Raw genomic sequence first — 15,553 nt, 5'->3', positions numbered from 1 at the left:
GTTGCGCAACGACCAATTTGAGCCTTTTAGATTTTTTGAGCGCTCGAATAGCTCATTTTTATCGCGAGCGCACCATAATTGGTCATTTTATCTTCCCACGCAGCTGCTCTGATCGAGCAAAGGCGCACCTTTTCGAACTGGTAAAGGAAGGAGACCAAAGTGGCGGCAGCTCATGCGTCAAAAACGTATTTATGATCCGGATCAGATACGGCAGGAATCACCGATGGGGTCTTCCAGACCGGGAGCAGGCTGCCTGCCAAAAAGGGAGCTTGCCGTGCGACTGAGGGTCAGCAGGCCGGCAGCGCGCAAGGCCAATGGCGCGCCCTAAAAAGCCTGGTCAGTACGATCAAAGTGGGGATGCTCGGGAATGCTCATAAAGCCTGCGGTTGGGCGCCTGACTGATCGACAAGCAAAGCGCAGCGGGCTGGCGGAGTACTGCCTAGCTCAGATGGCGAGCGTGTGAGAGCGACAGAAAATCCACCATCAGCTCGCCCTGATGACCGAGACGGCATTTACGTTTCCGAGCGCATCCAGCTCTGTGTGGCAGAGCACCGACTAATCTACGAGGCGATTGTTTCGTGAAACGAAGACTCCGCAGCGATCTACGTCGCAGGGCAATTGAAGCGTCTACTCACTCCATGGCTAAGGCGACATGCGCCTGCTGCGCGCCTGCAGATGTCATGCGAGTCCTGGTTTGACGTGTTCGATGACTGCCGAGTTGAGATGGAAGCTCAGATTCTTGCTGCGCACCGTATATAAGCCGATAGCGCTACCGACCACGACCGGGGTAGCGCCGACAGCGTTGTTACCACTCTGCTAGCAGAAGCGCTGAAACCCTAACCACCTTCACGCCCGACCGATGGGTAAAAACCTTTATCCGACACAGCTTCGACATGCGTGCTTTGAAGCAAAAGCAGCGAAGTCGATTCAGTCGAAGCTGCGCGGATTCTATGAGGCAAGGCGCTCCTCTAGGGTTGTGGCTAATCGCTCGCTGGTACGGCTTTTTTTAATCCAGACCAGTCAACCGGAGCCGTAATGATGACAAGACATGCCACGACGAGCCCCATCCCAACCCACCCTAGAGACGTGAGCTTTTCACCCACTACAACCATAGCCAACCCGGCCGCAACGATAGGTTCGAAAAGCGTAATGGTAGTGGCGGTGCTGGCTGGCACTCGAGCCAGGCCATGGCCAAAGCAGAGATAACCTAAAAGCATTGGAACGACAGCCATATACAAGCCCACGGCCGCGTTGCCCCAAGATGCCAACAGCGGAGCGCCAGTGACAAAAAGTACAGGCATGAGTAACAGCCCGCCGATGCCAAAGGTAGCGCCCATAGAAACACGAGAGGCGATGCCGTGCTGCATCAGCCGCCGCGCCGTCCAAGAGTACAAGGCATAGGTCAGCCCAGCTACAAGCCCCAACAGAACACCCTGAAACACCTGCCCATCCCCACCACCCGCGACGTGGCCAGCGTTCTCGGTCAAACACAGCAATATCATTCCTGCCAACCCAAGCGCTGCCCCCGCAACCCAACGCGCGGTGAGCTTCAGTCCCTCCAAACGATACTCAATGAGTGCAGATAACAACGGGGCCGAGCCGATCGATACGACTGTCCCGATTGCAACTCCGGCGAGTCGCATAGAGGCATAAAATGCAAGCGGATAGATCGCCACTGCGACAGCACCCAACAAGAGCAACGGCCATTGTCTAAACAATTGCGCCTGGGATTGGCGAATGCCCTTCGCAGCCAGTAATGCTTGCAGCAACCCACCTCCCCCCATAGCGACTGCTCCTATCGCTATCGCACTCACTTCGGGAGCAAAGGTTGCTGCGGTACCTGTGGTGCCCCACAGAATCGCGGCGATTAGCACCGCCACACTTCCGATCAAACGCTCTCTAACGCTAACGTTCACAGGCCCTCCAACATTGCAGCAGCAATTGATCTAGCTTGGCGTAGACACTCGCTACTACGCTCGAGCCCGGCCCTGACCATCGCACCCTCAAGCAGAAAGGCTAAGTGCTTTGCCACTTCGGCAGCGCGCACCTCATCATCTCCCCTGCATTCAGCGACGTGTTTGGCCAGAAGCGCTTCGACCTCTTCCTTGTGTTGCCTTACAACTTCGCGCCCGGGGTCATCAGCCCCGAGTTCCGCAGCCGCATTCAACAGGCCACAACCACGAAATCCACGCTCATAGGCATGCTCCGCGTGATCTTCATAGGCTAGAAAAATTGCTAAGACTCTCTGCTTAGGAGTCTTCGCCTCACTTACACGTTCGGCATATAGCCCAAGCCATTCTTTGTGTCTGGCTTCGAGATAAGCGGCTACAAGCTCGGCTTTTGACGCGAAATTGTTGTAGAGACTCTTCTTGGCGACATCCGCCCTTTTTACGATAGCGTCAATGCCTGTACCTGCGATTCCATCGTTGTAGAAGAGAACAGACGCTGCGTTAAGCAAGCGCTGGCGGGCGCTTTGCTGAGCTTCTGGTTTAGCCATAGCGATTGACACTCTCGGTGTAGGTAGCCCAGTCTACCTACCTCGAAGTGAGCATTCAACGCTTCGACCGAACTGTGGCGACCCCGCACACGTGTCAGCGCGACGCTACGATTCGAGCAATGCCGACAACGGGAGCTCACTTAACGCAAGATGGCGGTAGGCAGACCGCCTCACGTCATTAGAGGTTGCACCGCATGCGTTGCAGCTGCGTTTGGCTTAGTTGTTTTGCACTAACCTTGCGCCAGACAAGCCCAAAACAGCCTGCCAAATCAGCTTAACAAGGGTGTCATCCGGCACAGCTTCTTGCTTTGCATAGACACACATAGACATCATGACCATGACAATTAATCGAGATGTGACATAGGCATCTTGAATAGCAAACGAACCCTGCCGCTGCCCTGCATCCAATAGCTTTGAAAGCTCAGATCTATATTCTTCCAAGAGCGCCGCAGAACGCCTGTACTCTCCCGGGTGTAGCGACCGCATGTCCCATAACAGAACTCGCTGCTCATCGGATCGCATCGATTGAAACGCCACGTAATTCTCAACGAATAGCAACAGCCGTTTAGATGGCGACACTGGCTTACGTTTATAGTCTCGCCAAGAAGTCAATAATGTCTCTAGATACTCCTCAACGATCTCTGCCAAAATTGATTGCTTTGATTTGTAGTGGCAATATATTGAACCGGGTTTCAAATTGCACTCAGCTGCAAGATCTCTTAGGGACATGCCCTCGAATCCAGCATTCGCAATCATGCGCACCGCGTTTAATTTTATGCTCTCAAGTTTCGACATAATGAGATCTTATTGCAGTGCGAAGGTGCGACTGACACGCCGACAAAAACCAAGCCCATCCTACCAGGCTCTTACGAAGGCGCCGGATCCTGGAGCACTAACTGGCCATGGTGAAAGAACATCATATGGCGCGGGTACGTCACGGTAGATCATTTCACGGGAGTCGCTGAAATACCCTTTTCCACCCGACATCGCCAGATCGCAACCACGCACTCGCCGCACTCTAAACTGAGTAGCGACGAGCGCAGCGACGAGGGATGTTATGAAGCGCTCTAACCGAGCGCTTTATATTCAGCGGCTGAGCGAGCATTACTGCAGCTTTGGTATTCATCCCTTAGTAGCCTTTTCATTAACTTTCCAGTCGGCTCACGAGGCAACTCAGCTCTAAAATCGAATTGTTGGGGGCATTTGACTCCACCAAGCGCTTCCCTTACATATAGACGAAGCGTTTCTTCGAGACAGTCATCGCCTGAAACATCCGGTTTAGGCTGGACTATGGCAACGACCCGCTCGCCCATTTCTTCGTCTGGTGCGCCTATTACCGCCACATCCTCCACATCGGGATGGGCGATCAATACATTTTCGATTTCCTGAGGGTAAATATTCACGCCTCCTGAAATGATCATGAAACTTTTACGGTCAGTTAAATAAAGGTAACCATCCCCGTCAACCCAACCCACATCTCCTAACGTAGCCCAACCTTTAGCATTGTAAGCCTGTCGTGTTTTCTCCGGATCGTTGTGATATTCGAAGGCTGGGCCATCAGCGAAATAAACATCACCTTGCATGCCGACTGGGACTTCCTCGCCATCAGCACCTACTATTTTTATAGTACCTAGCACGGCACGGCCGACGGAGCCGGGCTTCTGTAGCCACTGATCAGAGTCGAGCGCGGTAATGCCGCAACACTCTGTGCCAGAATAAAACTCATAGATTATAGGGCCCCACCATTCAATCATGGCACGTTTTACCGGCACGGGGCATGGCGCAGCAGCATGAATTACTGCTTTCAACGAACTGGAGTCATAGCTTAGGCGCTGTGCCTCCGGAAGCTTTAGCATGCGAACGAAGTGTGTCGGGACGAAAGTTGAATGAGTAACCTTATATTCTTCGATTAGCTTCAGGCAATTTTCAGCATCAAACTTCTCCATTATAACCACCACACCACCAACCCGATGGATGGTCATCGCCCAGCGCAACGGCGCAGCGTGGTATAAAGGTGAAGTAGAAAGGTACACACTGGACTCGCTCATCCCATAGAGCGATATCCCCATATTCATTAAAGGGGTAGGAGCATCTATCGGCCCCTCCGGCAGATTCGGTTTTACTCCTTTCGGCCTACCCGTCATCCCCGAAGAATAAAGCATATCGGCACCAGGGCTAGGATCGTCAATAACGGTGCAAGGATATCCGGCGCAGGCTTGAGCAAACGTTCTCCGTCCGACCGAACAGCTTAAGACGTAAATATCGGATGTAGGCAGTTTGGCAATAGCGTCTTCTGCAACCTCTGCGTATTCATCACCGACAATAACAAGCCTTGCTCCAGAGTTATCTAGGACATAAGCAAGATCGTTCACAGAGGTTCGTGTAGACACAGCGGTAAAATAAATGCCAGCTCTTTGAGCGGCCCATCCGGCGATAAATATATCGAAATCATTGCCAAGGACTACTGCAATGGTATCCCCTCGACGAATGCCGATACTCCGAAATAGATGTGCGGCTTGGTTTGCTCGTGCATCTAACTCGCCGTATGTTAGCACCTGCTTGGTCGAAGCTCTGATGCAAGCTGGCTTGTCTGGGAAATTGCGCGCGTGGGACATCGGGTGCATGGGGGATCCCTTCTTATCTTTGTTTTCAGGAGCAGGCTTGCTTAATGTCCGACCCAGTTCGGGGAACGTTTTTCAGCAAAAGCCTTCGGGCCTTCTATCGCGTCTTTAGAGCTCAACATTGCCTTCATCCCCGGATACTCCCATTGATCTACCAAAGCCTGCTCGACAGGGATATCCATACCTTTAAGCACCGCCTCTTTAGTTGCCCTAACCGAAAGCGGACTGCAATTAAGTATTTCAGTAGCCCAACTACGCGCTAGCTCCATAACGTCACCTTCAGTCACGTCATTGACAAAACCCAGATCGCGTCCCTCTTCAGCACTGACTCGCCTACCGGTAAGGAGCATTCCCATACTGCGTTTCAAACCGATTAAGCGTGGCAACCGTTGCATCCCACCAGCCAGCGCAGCCAAACCAACTTTTACTTCAGGTAACGCGAAGGATGCGTTTGCTGATGCAACAACGATGTCACAGGCCATAGCTATTTCGAAACCGCCACCCATAGCAACACCGTTGACTGCGGCAATGACAGGTTTATTGAGGTCAAAGCGTGCCGCGATACCACCGAAACCACTGGGAGGGGTGATTAGGCTAGCATCGGTAGCTTGCTGTTTCAGATCATGACCGGCACAGAAGGCTTTCGCACCGCTCCCGGTAAGAATCGCAACCCATTGATCTGAATCTTCGGAGAACTCGTTGAATGCACTTTGGAGTTCCATGTGCGCATCGTAGTTCAAAGCGTTATGTGCTTCAGGACGCTGAATAGTGATTACTGTCAGCCGCGCCTCTTTCTCTACGGAAATATATTGGTAGTTCATAGCTCAAATTTCCCTTTGGCTGCTAGCATTCCCACTAGCCTATGATTAATAATCTCGACGGCTTCTGACACCATACGATTCAGGAGCTGTTCGCAGGAGGGGATATCTCTAACCAGCCCCTGGACTTGGCCAGCCCAAATCAATCCTGCATCTATGTTCCCAGTTTCCAACGCTTCCTTCCCCTTCGCGCCTGAGACATAGCTTCGTATGTCTTCAAACACCGAGTCTGGCTCGTTAGAAACAGCGAGCACCTTTTCAGACACGCTATTTTTCGCCACTCGGCCAGTATTCTTGAACTTTCTGAAAATCAGATTAGTGGCTCGCTCATCGTTATTGACGATGAACCTTTTAATTTGGTCATGAATGGGCGCTTCCTGCGTGGCGCAGAAACGTGTACCCATATTCACGCCCTCTGCTCCGAGAGCCAAGGCAGCGGCCAATCCGCGACCATCGCCAATGCCTCCGCTAGCTATGATCGGAATACTTACCTGATCGTAAGTAGCAGGAATGAGTACCAAACCAGGGACATCATCTTCCCCAGGATGACCAGCGCATTCGAAACCATCGATTGAAATAACATCGACGCCCATTCGTTCAGCCGAGACAGCATGGCGCACGGCAGTACACTTGTGGATAACCGTAAGGCCGTGTGCTTTAAAGTCGTCAACATGCTCGTGGGGCTTGTTGCCGGCGGTCTCTACGATACGGACACCAGACTCAATTATTGCCTTTCGGTATTCTGCATATGGCGGCGGGCTAACCGACGGTAGAATCGTGAGATTCACTGCAAAGGGTTTGTCAGTCATGCTGCGGCAACGATCGATTTCGCGCCTGAGATCATCCGGCGTTGGCTGAGTCAAAGCTGTTAGTGTCCCAAGTCCTCCAGCGTTAGAAACCGCACTCGCTAACTCTGCCCGCCCTACCCACATCATCCCGCCTTGAACGATGGGATGGCGGATACCCAGAAGCCTTGTCACCCGATTCTCGAAGGCCATTAAAGCACCTCCAAAATCGTAACGTTGCTTACGCCACCGCCTTCACACATCGTCTGGAGGCCGTATCGCAGCCCTCTAGCTTTTAGGGCGTAGATGAGAGTCGTCATAAGCTTCGTACCTGACGAACCCAAGGGATGGCCTAGTGCAATGGCCCCACCATTAACATTCAAGCGCTCCGGGTCGGCTTCGATCGCGTCGAGCCAAGCCAAAGGCACAGGTGCGAACGCTTCATTGACCTCGTACAAGTCGATGTCGGCGATATTCATCCCTGCTTTGTTTAGGGCCTTACGCGTAGCGAAAATTGGCTCTTCCAACATGATTACCGGGTCGCCGGCCGTGACAGTCATGTCTACAATTCTCGCGATTGGCGTAAGTCCGTACTGCTTAAGCGCACGCTCGCTCACGACCAGTACGCCCGACGCACCGTCGCAGACTTGACTAGCGTTGGCTGCGGTTACGATTCCGCCATCCTGCAGAGTCTTTACGGAGCCAATAGCCTCCAGGGTTGCGTCGAATCGAATCCCTTCGTCAATAACATGTAGGCCTTCGTTGGTTTCTAGCCCGATGATTTCGTTAGAGAAGGCGCCAGTGTTAGTCGCATACGAGGCACGTTGATGGCTATTCAGCGCAAACTCATCGAGCGTAAGCCGATCGTACCCGTACTTTGCGGCAAGCATTTCCGCGCCGGCGAACTGGCTAAACGTGCTGACCTTGAATCTGTCTTGGATGCGCTTACTGAACGGGCCAATGCCTATGCCTTCTTTTTCATGAAAAGACGTGTTGGAAAACATAGGTACACGACTCATGCTTTCCGCACCTCCCGCAATAACTACGTCTTGAACGCCGGACATCACGGCTTGGGCTGCAAATTGAACAGCCTGCTGTGAGCTTCCGCACTGACGATCGATGGTTACTGCCGGAACTGACTCAGGTAGTTTTGAAGCGAGAACTACGTTTCGAGCAAAAGCAAACGCTTGCTCGCCGGCCTGAGTAACACAACCAAAGATGACATCGTCTACTACTGCAGGATCAATTCCAGATCGATCCACCAGAGCATTCAATACCTCTGCCCCCATGTCGGCAGGGTGCCAGCCGGATAACTTGCCATTACGGCGTCCTCCGGCCGTACGAACTGCTGCAACAATATATGCATCACCCATTACGTTGCTCCTTATTGTTGTTAGCGGAGCGCTGCTCAACGAAGGCAGCGACTTTGCTCCGAACATACGGTTGTACTGCTATGGAGGCGATGCTCCGGGCCTCTAGCTCCAGCTGTGTCTCCAGCTGGGAGCTCTGACTCGCCAAGAGAAGCTCCCTAACATTGCCAAGGGCGGAAACGTTCATGCTCGTGAGTGAACGGGCAAGCATCTCCCCTTCGGCCTGAAGCGCTCCTTCTTCCACGACGCGGGTAATCAACCCGAACTCAAACGCTTGCAGTGCGGAAAGACGCTTATTAAGGAGAAGTATTTCCTGGGCGCGGCGCAAGCCGACGAGACGAGGAAGAATCCAAGTCAGCCCACCATCAGGGCTGATCCCGATTGCTCCATAAGCAGCAGTAAAGAAAGCACCTCGCTCTGCCAAAACGATGTCGCCAATCAGCGAAAGGCTCATGCCAGCACCCGCAGCAGATCCGTTAACCAATACAACTAGTGGCTTTTTCATTCTCATGAGCCGGGAAATAGCTAGGTGAAAAGTTCCGGCTAACTCGCTTAGAAACTTGGCGATGTCATCTCCAGCAGAAACAAAAGATCCGAGATCGCCCCCGGCGCAGAAAAGCTTTCCGTTGGCCGTAAGCACGACTGCACGTACGTTCTCGTCTTGGTCGCACGCTATTGCGGCATGTAACAAAGCCCTGGCCATCAACAGGTCGATCGCGTTGCCCTGTTCCGGGCGATTCATAACGATGCTGGCAACTCCGTCACGAACACTAAGTAATACTGGCGGATCTGAGGTTTCCATCAGCAATCCTCCAATGCGCTATGTGCGAGCTTGGCGAGTACAGGAAAACTTTGTGCGCGCTCGTGTGCATGCGCGGAAGCTGCAGTGCCTCTGATCACACGGCCCTTAATTCCATGGAAAATTGCTGCCATACGGAAGAAATTAAAAGCTATGTAAAACTCCCAAGATGGGATTGAGTCCCGCTCGGTTCTCGCGCAATAAGCGTTTACATATTCTGCTTGGGAGGGAATGTTCAAGGATTTGAGATCCGCTCCCGCCACACCAGCAACTATCTCTGGCGGCATTTGGTACATCATTGCGTGGTTTGCGAAGTCTGCGAGAGGATGTCCTAAGGTCGATAACTCCCAATCTAAGACCGCTATCACCTTCGGCTCGGAAGGGTGGAAAATCATGTTGTCGCAACGGAAGTCACCGTGCACGATGCTAGTTTCGTCGCCCGGCGGTATGTGTTTGGGCAACCACTCGACCAGCATGTCCATATTTGGATCGCGGCCTGCAGCCTCATCGTCCAGATACTGGCGACTCCAGCGGCTTATCTGCCTAGCGAAGTAGTTACCAGTACGCCCATAGTCAGCTAATCCCACCGCTGCTGGATCGATACGGTGCAACTTAGCTATGGTTGCGTTCATCGCATCAAAATATAAAGGCCGGGTCTCGTCCGGAACCCCGGGAAATTTGGCGTCCCAGAAAATACGCCCCTCTACCTTCTCCATGACATAGAAGGGAGTGCCAAGAACACTCTCATCAATGCACAGGCCGTAGACGCGAGGTACGCTAAACCCCGCGCCTCCAAGAGCCCGCTGGACGCGCGCCTCACGCTCAACGGAATGAGCGCCCTTTAGTATTTTGCCTGCGGGTTTTTTCCTTAGTACGTACTCTCTACCACGAGTCGTGACCAGGTAGGTTGGTATCGACTGACCACCCTTGAATCGCTGAACCTTCATGGGGCCATGAAAGCCCTCAATATGTGCCTCCATCCATCTGCACAGCGCTTGCTCATCTAGCCCCATGTCTGGCCGGACGTCGCCCGTCCCTGTGTTAGCCGTCTGTTCGAGTACGCTCATCCTTGCGCCCTCTTCCAGTCTCGTTTGATCTTCTTAGCCAACGCCCACTTGTGCACTTCAGTAGGGCCATCATAAATTCGGAAGGCACGAATCTCTCTGAATACTTGCTCAACAATCGTATCTTCAGTGAGTCCGCTGCCGCCCATGACTTGTACACACCTGTCAGCAACCTTCATGAGCAGTTCGCTGACAGCGACTTTAGTCATCGAACTCTCGCTACCGCCTTGACCGCCGCTATCGAGCACACCAGCGCACCAGTCGATCATCAACTCAACCTGCTTAAGATCGATTAGGTTCTCGGCTAGGCTGAATCCAACACCCTCATGATCAATAAGTAACTTTCCGAACGCGCTGCGACGATTCGCATAGTCGGTTGCGATTTCGTGCGCTCGGAGGCATGCCCCGTACCAGCGCATACAATGAGATAAACGAGCGGGTGCCAAACGCACTTGCGCCAGTGTGAAGCCCTCACCGGCCCCGCCAAGCATCTGCTCGGCGGGCACTTTGAGGTCGTTCAGGCTGACGATCGCATGCCCGCCTGGCATCGACGTATCGATCGTTCTAGGGATGCGCTCGATTTGTATAGCCGGGTCGGGAAGCGTCACGAGGAACATGCATGCTCCCTCTTCCGCTTTCGCCATGACGATGCCAATTTGAGCGCCGTCTGCACCGGTAATAAATGCTTTACGCCCGTTAATAACCCAGCTATCGCCTTCTCGACGACACCGGGTTTGCATCATTGACGGGTCTGACCCAGCGCCGCCTTCCTCGGCGGGTTCAGTCATAAAAAAAGCAGATCTAGCCTCTCCTGCTAGCAGAGGTGCAAGGAACCGCTCCCTCTGTAGTTCACTTCCGACTTTGCCCAACAGGTACATATTGCCCTCGTCGGGCGCACACGTATTGCAGGCGAGAGGGCCGAGCGGAGAAAGCCCAGTGCGTGCCAGCACCAAAGCTGTTCCACGCTGGCTCAAATGCGACCCGTCAGGAAGGATATGTGGAGTGAGAACCCCGGCAAGCCGTGCCTTATGGCGGAGCTCCCGGACAAGCTCATCTGTCGGGCATCCATGATGGTCGCGACGCTCATCTCGCTCATGCGCGATGATTTCGTCTCGCACGAAACGCTCGACTCGATCGGCAATCGTGGACGCTAGCTCAAAATCGTCATATGTCATCGGGCGGCCATCCTGATCGCCCCATCCAACCGGATCACTTCGCCGTTCAGCATCGGGTTTTCGACAATTGACTGAACCAGCTGGGCGAACTCATCTGGCTGTCCCAGGCGGCTGGGGAACGGTACCTGCTGCCCAAGCGACCGCTGCGCTTCTTCTGGCAAAGTTGCTAGCAACGGCGTCAAAAAGAGGCCCGGCGCGACCGTCATGACTCGAATTCCGTATCGTGAAAATTCACGGGCCAACGGAAGTGTCATACCTACAATGCCAGCCTTCGAAGCGGCATATGCAGGCTGGCCAATCTGGCCATCGAAAGCAGCGACACTTGCAGTGTTGACAATCACGCCCCGTTCTTCGGCTTCCTGCGGCATCGCATGCAAGCGGGCTGCGAACTTGGACAAAACGTTGAATGTGCCATTGAGATTGATACTGATAATTCGAGCGAAGTCAGACAACGGCAGCGCTTGACCTTCACGATCGATGGCTTTGGCGGGCGGGCCGATACCTGCGCAATTCACTAGGATGCGAGCCTTACCGTGAACCCCTTCCGCAGTCTCTAAGGCGTGCTCAATCGACTCCCCGTCGGCTACATCGGCCTTAACAAAAAAGGCCCCGATTTCTTCAGCGTACTGCCGACCTAGCTCTTCGTTGAGGTCAATGATGGTGACCTTTGCACCCGCACTGGCTAAACGGGCGGCCGTTGCACCTCCTAGACCTGAAGCGCCGCCGGTTACAACTGCTGCTACGTCGCGGATTCTCATCGCGTGTAATCCTCTTTTTCGTTGCTGTAATGACCGAGCTCGCTCCGCCCAATAAGGAAACCTACTGGCGGGTAGACACCCTACTCGTCAGTAGGCTAGGATTCCGATCTATAGGTTGTCAAGAGCGAGCTCTGGATTTTTGGCACTAACAAAACGGGGCGTCGACATACCGTAAAATGTGAGCTAGGCGTCGAAGCCAGGCTGAAACCGATAGGACGGCTAACGTGACCGAAATCTCACCATTCCAGACAGCGAATCAGAAACAGAAAGACCGCGAGGCCAAGCGCCAAGCGGTACTACGTGCGGCAGTGCAGATCTTTAACGAGCGTGGGTTTCACGCAACTTTGCTAGAAGACGTAGCGATTAGCCTTGGCATCTCCAAACCTACGATTTATCACTACCTGGGAAACAAAGAGCAGGTTTTGCTTCAGTGCGTAATCCACGGACTGGAGCAGCTGCTAGAAGCAGCCGACTCAGCTAAACAGCAGCCAGGCCTCGGTATTGATCGGCTTAGGAACTATCTCCAGCGTTACGCCGAAATAAATATGGACGACTTTGGTCGGTGCGTTATACGCACCGGCGACGAAGCGCTTTCTGACGAAGGTCGCGAGAAATTCCGAGCCCTAAAAAGGCAGATTGACTTATCGATGAGGGCACTCATCGACGAAGGGATTGCGGACGGGTCAATCGCTCCTTGCGACTCAAAACTTCTCGCGTTCACGCTAGCTGGTGCGCTCAACTGGCCAGCAAGATGGTTTTCGCCCAGCGGCAGGCAGTCCAAGGAGGAAGTTGCAGCGCAAATGGTCGACCTTTTAACGGCCGGCTTTGCCCCTCGGTAGATCGATTGCGTCGGGATGACAGTGTGACGAGGTGAGGAACTATCTGAATGTTGAAGCTCAGCCAGTCAGCATCGAAGGCGCAAGGACATGTAGCCGCGAAAGTACAACTCAAGCGCGCTAACCTGGTCGCTAAACTCACCGAAGCTAACGGGTTGCTTACGATCCTTAGCGCACCCGCAGGATTTGGCAAAACAACTGTCCTGACGCAAGCGTTCCGTCAATTAGAAGATAAAGGTCTTCGAGTCGCTTGGCTCGATGCGAGCACCACAGATAATGACCTCTCACGATTTCTCAATCGCCTAGATGGCATAGTGCAACAGCTAGGACTGGGTCGGACAGGTATAGACTCGATCACAGCTCTCACGCAAACCGACCAACCTTATGCGCTTTTCTTCGATGAGCTCGAGAACATTAAAGAACGGTCAGTTTTAGCACTAATCCAAGAGGTCTCGAGCTATTTACCGAGCTGTTGTTACATCTTTATAGCGACCCGCAGGATCCCTGCACTTGGCTTACCTTCGTTAAGAGCACGAGGTCGACTACTCGAGATCGGTACATCTGAGCTCCGCTTTGAACCGTGCGAGGCCGAGGAGATGTTCGCTCCGACTTTAGCTGCCGGGCTGCTCAATACTGATGACGTTCAGCAGCTACACTTCAAAAGCGAAGGGTGGCCTGCAGTGCTATCACTTGCCTCGCTCGCGATGAAACAAGGAAAACCACAAGATTTCATAGCACGTTTCTCCGGCACCACAGACACTATCGCCCAATATTTGGCAGATGCTGTTTTTGATGATCAGCCTGAAGCGGTACAAAGTTTCTTGCTCAACATCAGCATCTTAACCAAATTCGATATCCCGGCTTGCAACGCGCTAACCTCGGAAACAGATACGGAGCAGATGATTCAATATCTTCTCGCCCAAAATTTAATCATTCCGGTTGAGCCTAGGGAAGCAATCTGGCGCTTCCATAGCCTGTTTGCAGAATATTTACGCCACCAACTAAGAACCAGATTTCCAGATAAATATTTCGACGCGCATGCAGCGGCATCACAATGGCATGAGCAACAATCACAATACGTTCTGGCGATCGAACATGCTCTTGAAGGCCAGTACTTTGAGCGCGTCGTGCTGCTCCTAAATAAGCATGCAGAAGCACTGTTACAGCAAGGTCGAATACGTCTTCTTAGCCGGTGGTTTTCTGCCATCCCACAGTTCTTGGTAGCAGCACATCCGCTTTTGTATATGTTGTCGATCTGGGCAACAGCTTTTACGCAAGGGGCTCATCAGGCTGCCTTCAAGCTCGAAGCAATCGACTGGGAAAACAGTTCAGACGTTCAAGTGCGTAACCATGGTTCTGCACTGCATCCCACCCTTCTAGGCATGCAAGACCGCTGCGAAGAAGCTCTTAATGTGGGCATGGCTGCCTTGGAGAAAATGGATACAGGTAATGATTTTGCCAGCGCTACTTTGTTAAACGCCATTGCACATCAAATCCTGATAATCGGAAATCCCCGGGACGCCCAGCGAATGATTGATGCAGCGAGAAGGCTGCATGGTGGCGAGAGCAGTTTCAACAAAATGTACTCGGAAACCACCGAGGGCTTAATTGATATGCTACACGGACGGCTTCGCCATGCGTCCGCGCGTTTTCGTCTAGCCTTGGACGTTACCGATTCCATTGGTAAGAAGCACATATATGGCAACGCTTGGGCGGGCGTACTCTACACCGCGACGACCTATGAATCTAATGACCTACACCAGACCCGTCGGCTTCTGAATGTTTATCTTCCGTTAGCTCGCGAAGTCGGTATCCCAGACCATCTAATTCTAATCTACCTTTTGAAATGTAGATTAGCCTTTATCGAACGAGATTTAGTAACCGCACTGCGAGCAGTAACCGATCTAGAATATCTGGGACATAGCCGAAAAATCCCTAGGGCGGTTGCGGCTGCGCAGCTTGAGCGAGCAAAGATATATTTAATTCAGGGCAATGCACTTGCCTCTCAAGATGAGCTGTTCCGTGCTGAAGATCCAGAAATTTGGGCTAGAGAGTGCCGTCAAAGGCTCCTTGCACATGACATCCACTACCTTCGCCTTGCCAAGCTCCGGTGGGAGATCCATTTTGGCGACCCCGTAGCAGCACTTCACGAACTCAACCGTGATCTACAGGTAGCGCGCTCATCGGCACGGCTGCACCGCGCACTTGTGCTGCAGCTTCTCCGAGTACTTGCGCTACATAGAACTAACAATGCTATGGCTGCGAAACTAGAGCTTGAAGATTGCCTCAAATTTGCCGCCCAAGAGGGCTATGTTCGCACCGTCTTGGACGAAGGCCCGAGTCTTGGTAAAGCAGTGTGGCACCTAAAACAAGAGTACGACACGCGAGATGATCAGGATCCGCATCTCGCTGACTATCTAAATAAACTGCTGCAGCTTTACGGGCCTCTTCGCCATGATAAAGGCGAGACAGTCACGCCGGCGCTTTCAGGTATCGCTCTTACCCGCAAGGAGATCGAAGTGATAAGGCTACTCACCGAAGGCTGCTCCAACCTCGACTTGGCCGCCAGGCTCCATGTCTCAAATAGCACAGTGCGAACCCACCTCCGCAACATCAATACAAAGCTTGGAACAAACAGCCGTACCCAAGCGATAGCCGCTGCGCGCCGGCTTTGTCTCCTCCACTGAACCAGCACCAAAAATCGTCTTTAAAGACGATTTCTCTCCTCCGTTTCAGCTCGTAGCCTTCACTGAAGCTCGCGTACCTGATTGACCCGTAACCGGAGCGTTTAAGTTTCTCGAGCCGTTCACTCACTGACCACTGTTTCAAA

The 15,553-nt window shown here is 52.9% G+C and carries 13 protein-coding genes; 2 read left to right on the top strand and 11 right to left on the bottom strand.

The window, feature by feature from the left end:
- Positions 1–980 precede the first annotated feature (980 nt).
- From M1D78_RS02960 to M1D78_RS02910, 11 genes are all read right to left on the bottom strand, one after another.
- Complete coding sequence (locus M1D78_RS02960) at positions 981–1,916, bottom strand: DMT family transporter (RefSeq protein WP_437422058.1); 936 nt, start codon at positions 1,914–1,916, stop codon at positions 981–983.
- Complete coding sequence (locus tag M1D78_RS02955) at positions 1,913–2,497, bottom strand: TetR/AcrR family transcriptional regulator (protein WP_437422059.1); 585 nt, start codon at positions 2,495–2,497, stop codon at positions 1,913–1,915. Before M1D78_RS02955 ends, M1D78_RS02960 begins: the two co-directional genes overlap by 4 nt.
- Before the next feature lie 216 nt (positions 2,498–2,713).
- Entirely contained in the window at positions 2,714–3,292 is a 579-nt protein-coding gene (locus tag M1D78_RS02950; protein WP_437422060.1) for a TetR/AcrR family transcriptional regulator, read from the bottom strand.
- A gap of 272 nt (positions 3,293–3,564) precedes the next feature.
- Positions 3,565–5,121 (bottom strand): acyl-CoA synthetase, encoded by a 1,557-nt coding sequence (locus M1D78_RS02945; RefSeq protein WP_437422061.1) that lies wholly within the window; start codon positions 5,119–5,121, stop codon positions 3,565–3,567.
- A gap of 41 nt (positions 5,122–5,162) precedes the next feature.
- Positions 5,163–5,939, bottom strand: coding sequence for an enoyl-CoA hydratase-related protein (locus tag M1D78_RS02940; RefSeq protein WP_437422062.1), 777 nt, complete (start codon positions 5,937–5,939; stop codon positions 5,163–5,165).
- Positions 5,936–6,934 carry an NAD(P)H-dependent flavin oxidoreductase gene (locus tag M1D78_RS02935; RefSeq protein WP_437422063.1) on the bottom strand — a complete coding sequence of 333 codons (999 nt, stop codon included), beginning with the start codon at positions 6,932–6,934 and terminating at the stop codon, positions 5,936–5,938. Before M1D78_RS02935 ends, M1D78_RS02940 begins: the two co-directional genes overlap by 4 nt.
- Entirely contained in the window at positions 6,934–8,094 is a 1,161-nt protein-coding gene (locus M1D78_RS02930) for an acetyl-CoA C-acetyltransferase (RefSeq protein ID WP_437422064.1), read from the bottom strand. Before M1D78_RS02930 ends, M1D78_RS02935 begins: the two co-directional genes overlap by 1 nt.
- Complete coding sequence (locus M1D78_RS02925; RefSeq protein WP_437422065.1) at positions 8,087–8,893, bottom strand: enoyl-CoA hydratase/isomerase family protein; 807 nt, start codon at positions 8,891–8,893, stop codon at positions 8,087–8,089. The genes M1D78_RS02930 and M1D78_RS02925 overlap by 8 nt, the downstream gene beginning before the upstream one ends.
- Positions 8,893–9,957 (bottom strand): phosphotransferase, encoded by a 1,065-nt coding sequence (locus tag M1D78_RS02920; RefSeq protein WP_437422066.1) that lies wholly within the window; start codon positions 9,955–9,957, stop codon positions 8,893–8,895. Before M1D78_RS02920 ends, M1D78_RS02925 begins: the two co-directional genes overlap by 1 nt.
- Positions 9,954–11,129, bottom strand: a complete 1,176-nt coding sequence (locus M1D78_RS02915) for an acyl-CoA dehydrogenase family protein (RefSeq protein WP_437422067.1) — start codon at positions 11,127–11,129, stop codon at positions 9,954–9,956. Before M1D78_RS02915 ends, M1D78_RS02920 begins: the two co-directional genes overlap by 4 nt.
- On the bottom strand, positions 11,126–11,887 hold the full coding sequence (locus M1D78_RS02910) for an SDR family NAD(P)-dependent oxidoreductase (RefSeq protein WP_437422068.1): 762 nt from the start codon (positions 11,885–11,887) through the stop codon (positions 11,126–11,128). The genes M1D78_RS02915 and M1D78_RS02910 overlap by 4 nt, the downstream gene beginning before the upstream one ends.
- Positions 11,888–12,111: 224 nt before the next feature.
- Here M1D78_RS02910 and M1D78_RS02905 point away from each other — a divergent pair, with 224 nt between their 5' ends.
- Together M1D78_RS02905 and M1D78_RS02900 are read left to right on the top strand one after the other, a co-directional pair.
- Complete coding sequence (locus tag M1D78_RS02905; protein WP_437422069.1) at positions 12,112–12,726, top strand: TetR/AcrR family transcriptional regulator; 615 nt, start codon at positions 12,112–12,114, stop codon at positions 12,724–12,726.
- 47 nt (positions 12,727–12,773) lie between these two features.
- A complete protein-coding gene (locus tag M1D78_RS02900) occupies positions 12,774–15,410 on the top strand; it encodes a LuxR C-terminal-related transcriptional regulator (protein ID WP_437422070.1) in 2,637 nt (878 codons plus the stop codon).
- The last annotated feature ends 143 nt before the right edge of the window (positions 15,411–15,553 follow it).

The organism is Pseudomonas sp. SA195, assembly GCF_054131565.1.
This window is presented reverse-complemented; position numbering and strand designations above follow the sequence as displayed.

Bases quoted from the DNA above. Each gene is read 5' to 3' on its own strand.
- M1D78_RS02955 (WP_437422059.1), bottom strand. From the start codon at position 2,497: ATGGCTAAACCAGAAGCTCAGCAAAGCGCCCGCCAGCGCTTGCTTAAC.
- M1D78_RS02950 (WP_437422060.1), bottom strand. From the start codon at position 3,292: ATGTCGAAACTTGAGAGCATAAAATTAAACGCGGTGCGCATGATTGCG.
- M1D78_RS02945 (WP_437422061.1), bottom strand. From the start codon at position 5,121: ATGCACCCGATGTCCCACGCGCGCAATTTCCCAGACAAGCCAGCTTGC.
- M1D78_RS02940 (WP_437422062.1), bottom strand. From the start codon at position 5,939: ATGAACTACCAATATATTTCCGTAGAGAAAGAGGCGCGGCTGACAGTA.
- M1D78_RS02935 (WP_437422063.1), bottom strand. From the start codon at position 6,934: ATGGCCTTCGAGAATCGGGTGACAAGGCTTCTGGGTATCCGCCATCCC.
- M1D78_RS02930 (WP_437422064.1), bottom strand. From the start codon at position 8,094: ATGGGTGATGCATATATTGTTGCAGCAGTTCGTACGGCCGGAGGACGC.
- M1D78_RS02925 (WP_437422065.1), bottom strand. From the start codon at position 8,893: ATGGAAACCTCAGATCCGCCAGTATTACTTAGTGTTCGTGACGGAGTT.
- M1D78_RS02920 (WP_437422066.1), bottom strand. From the start codon at position 9,957: ATGAGCGTACTCGAACAGACGGCTAACACAGGGACGGGCGACGTCCGG.
- M1D78_RS02915 (WP_437422067.1), bottom strand. From the start codon at position 11,129: ATGACATATGACGATTTTGAGCTAGCGTCCACGATTGCCGATCGAGTC.
- M1D78_RS02910 (WP_437422068.1), bottom strand. From the start codon at position 11,887: ATGAGAATCCGCGACGTAGCAGCAGTTGTAACCGGCGGCGCTTCAGGT.
- M1D78_RS02900 (WP_437422070.1), top strand. From the start codon at position 12,774: ATGTTGAAGCTCAGCCAGTCAGCATCGAAGGCGCAAGGACATGTAGCC.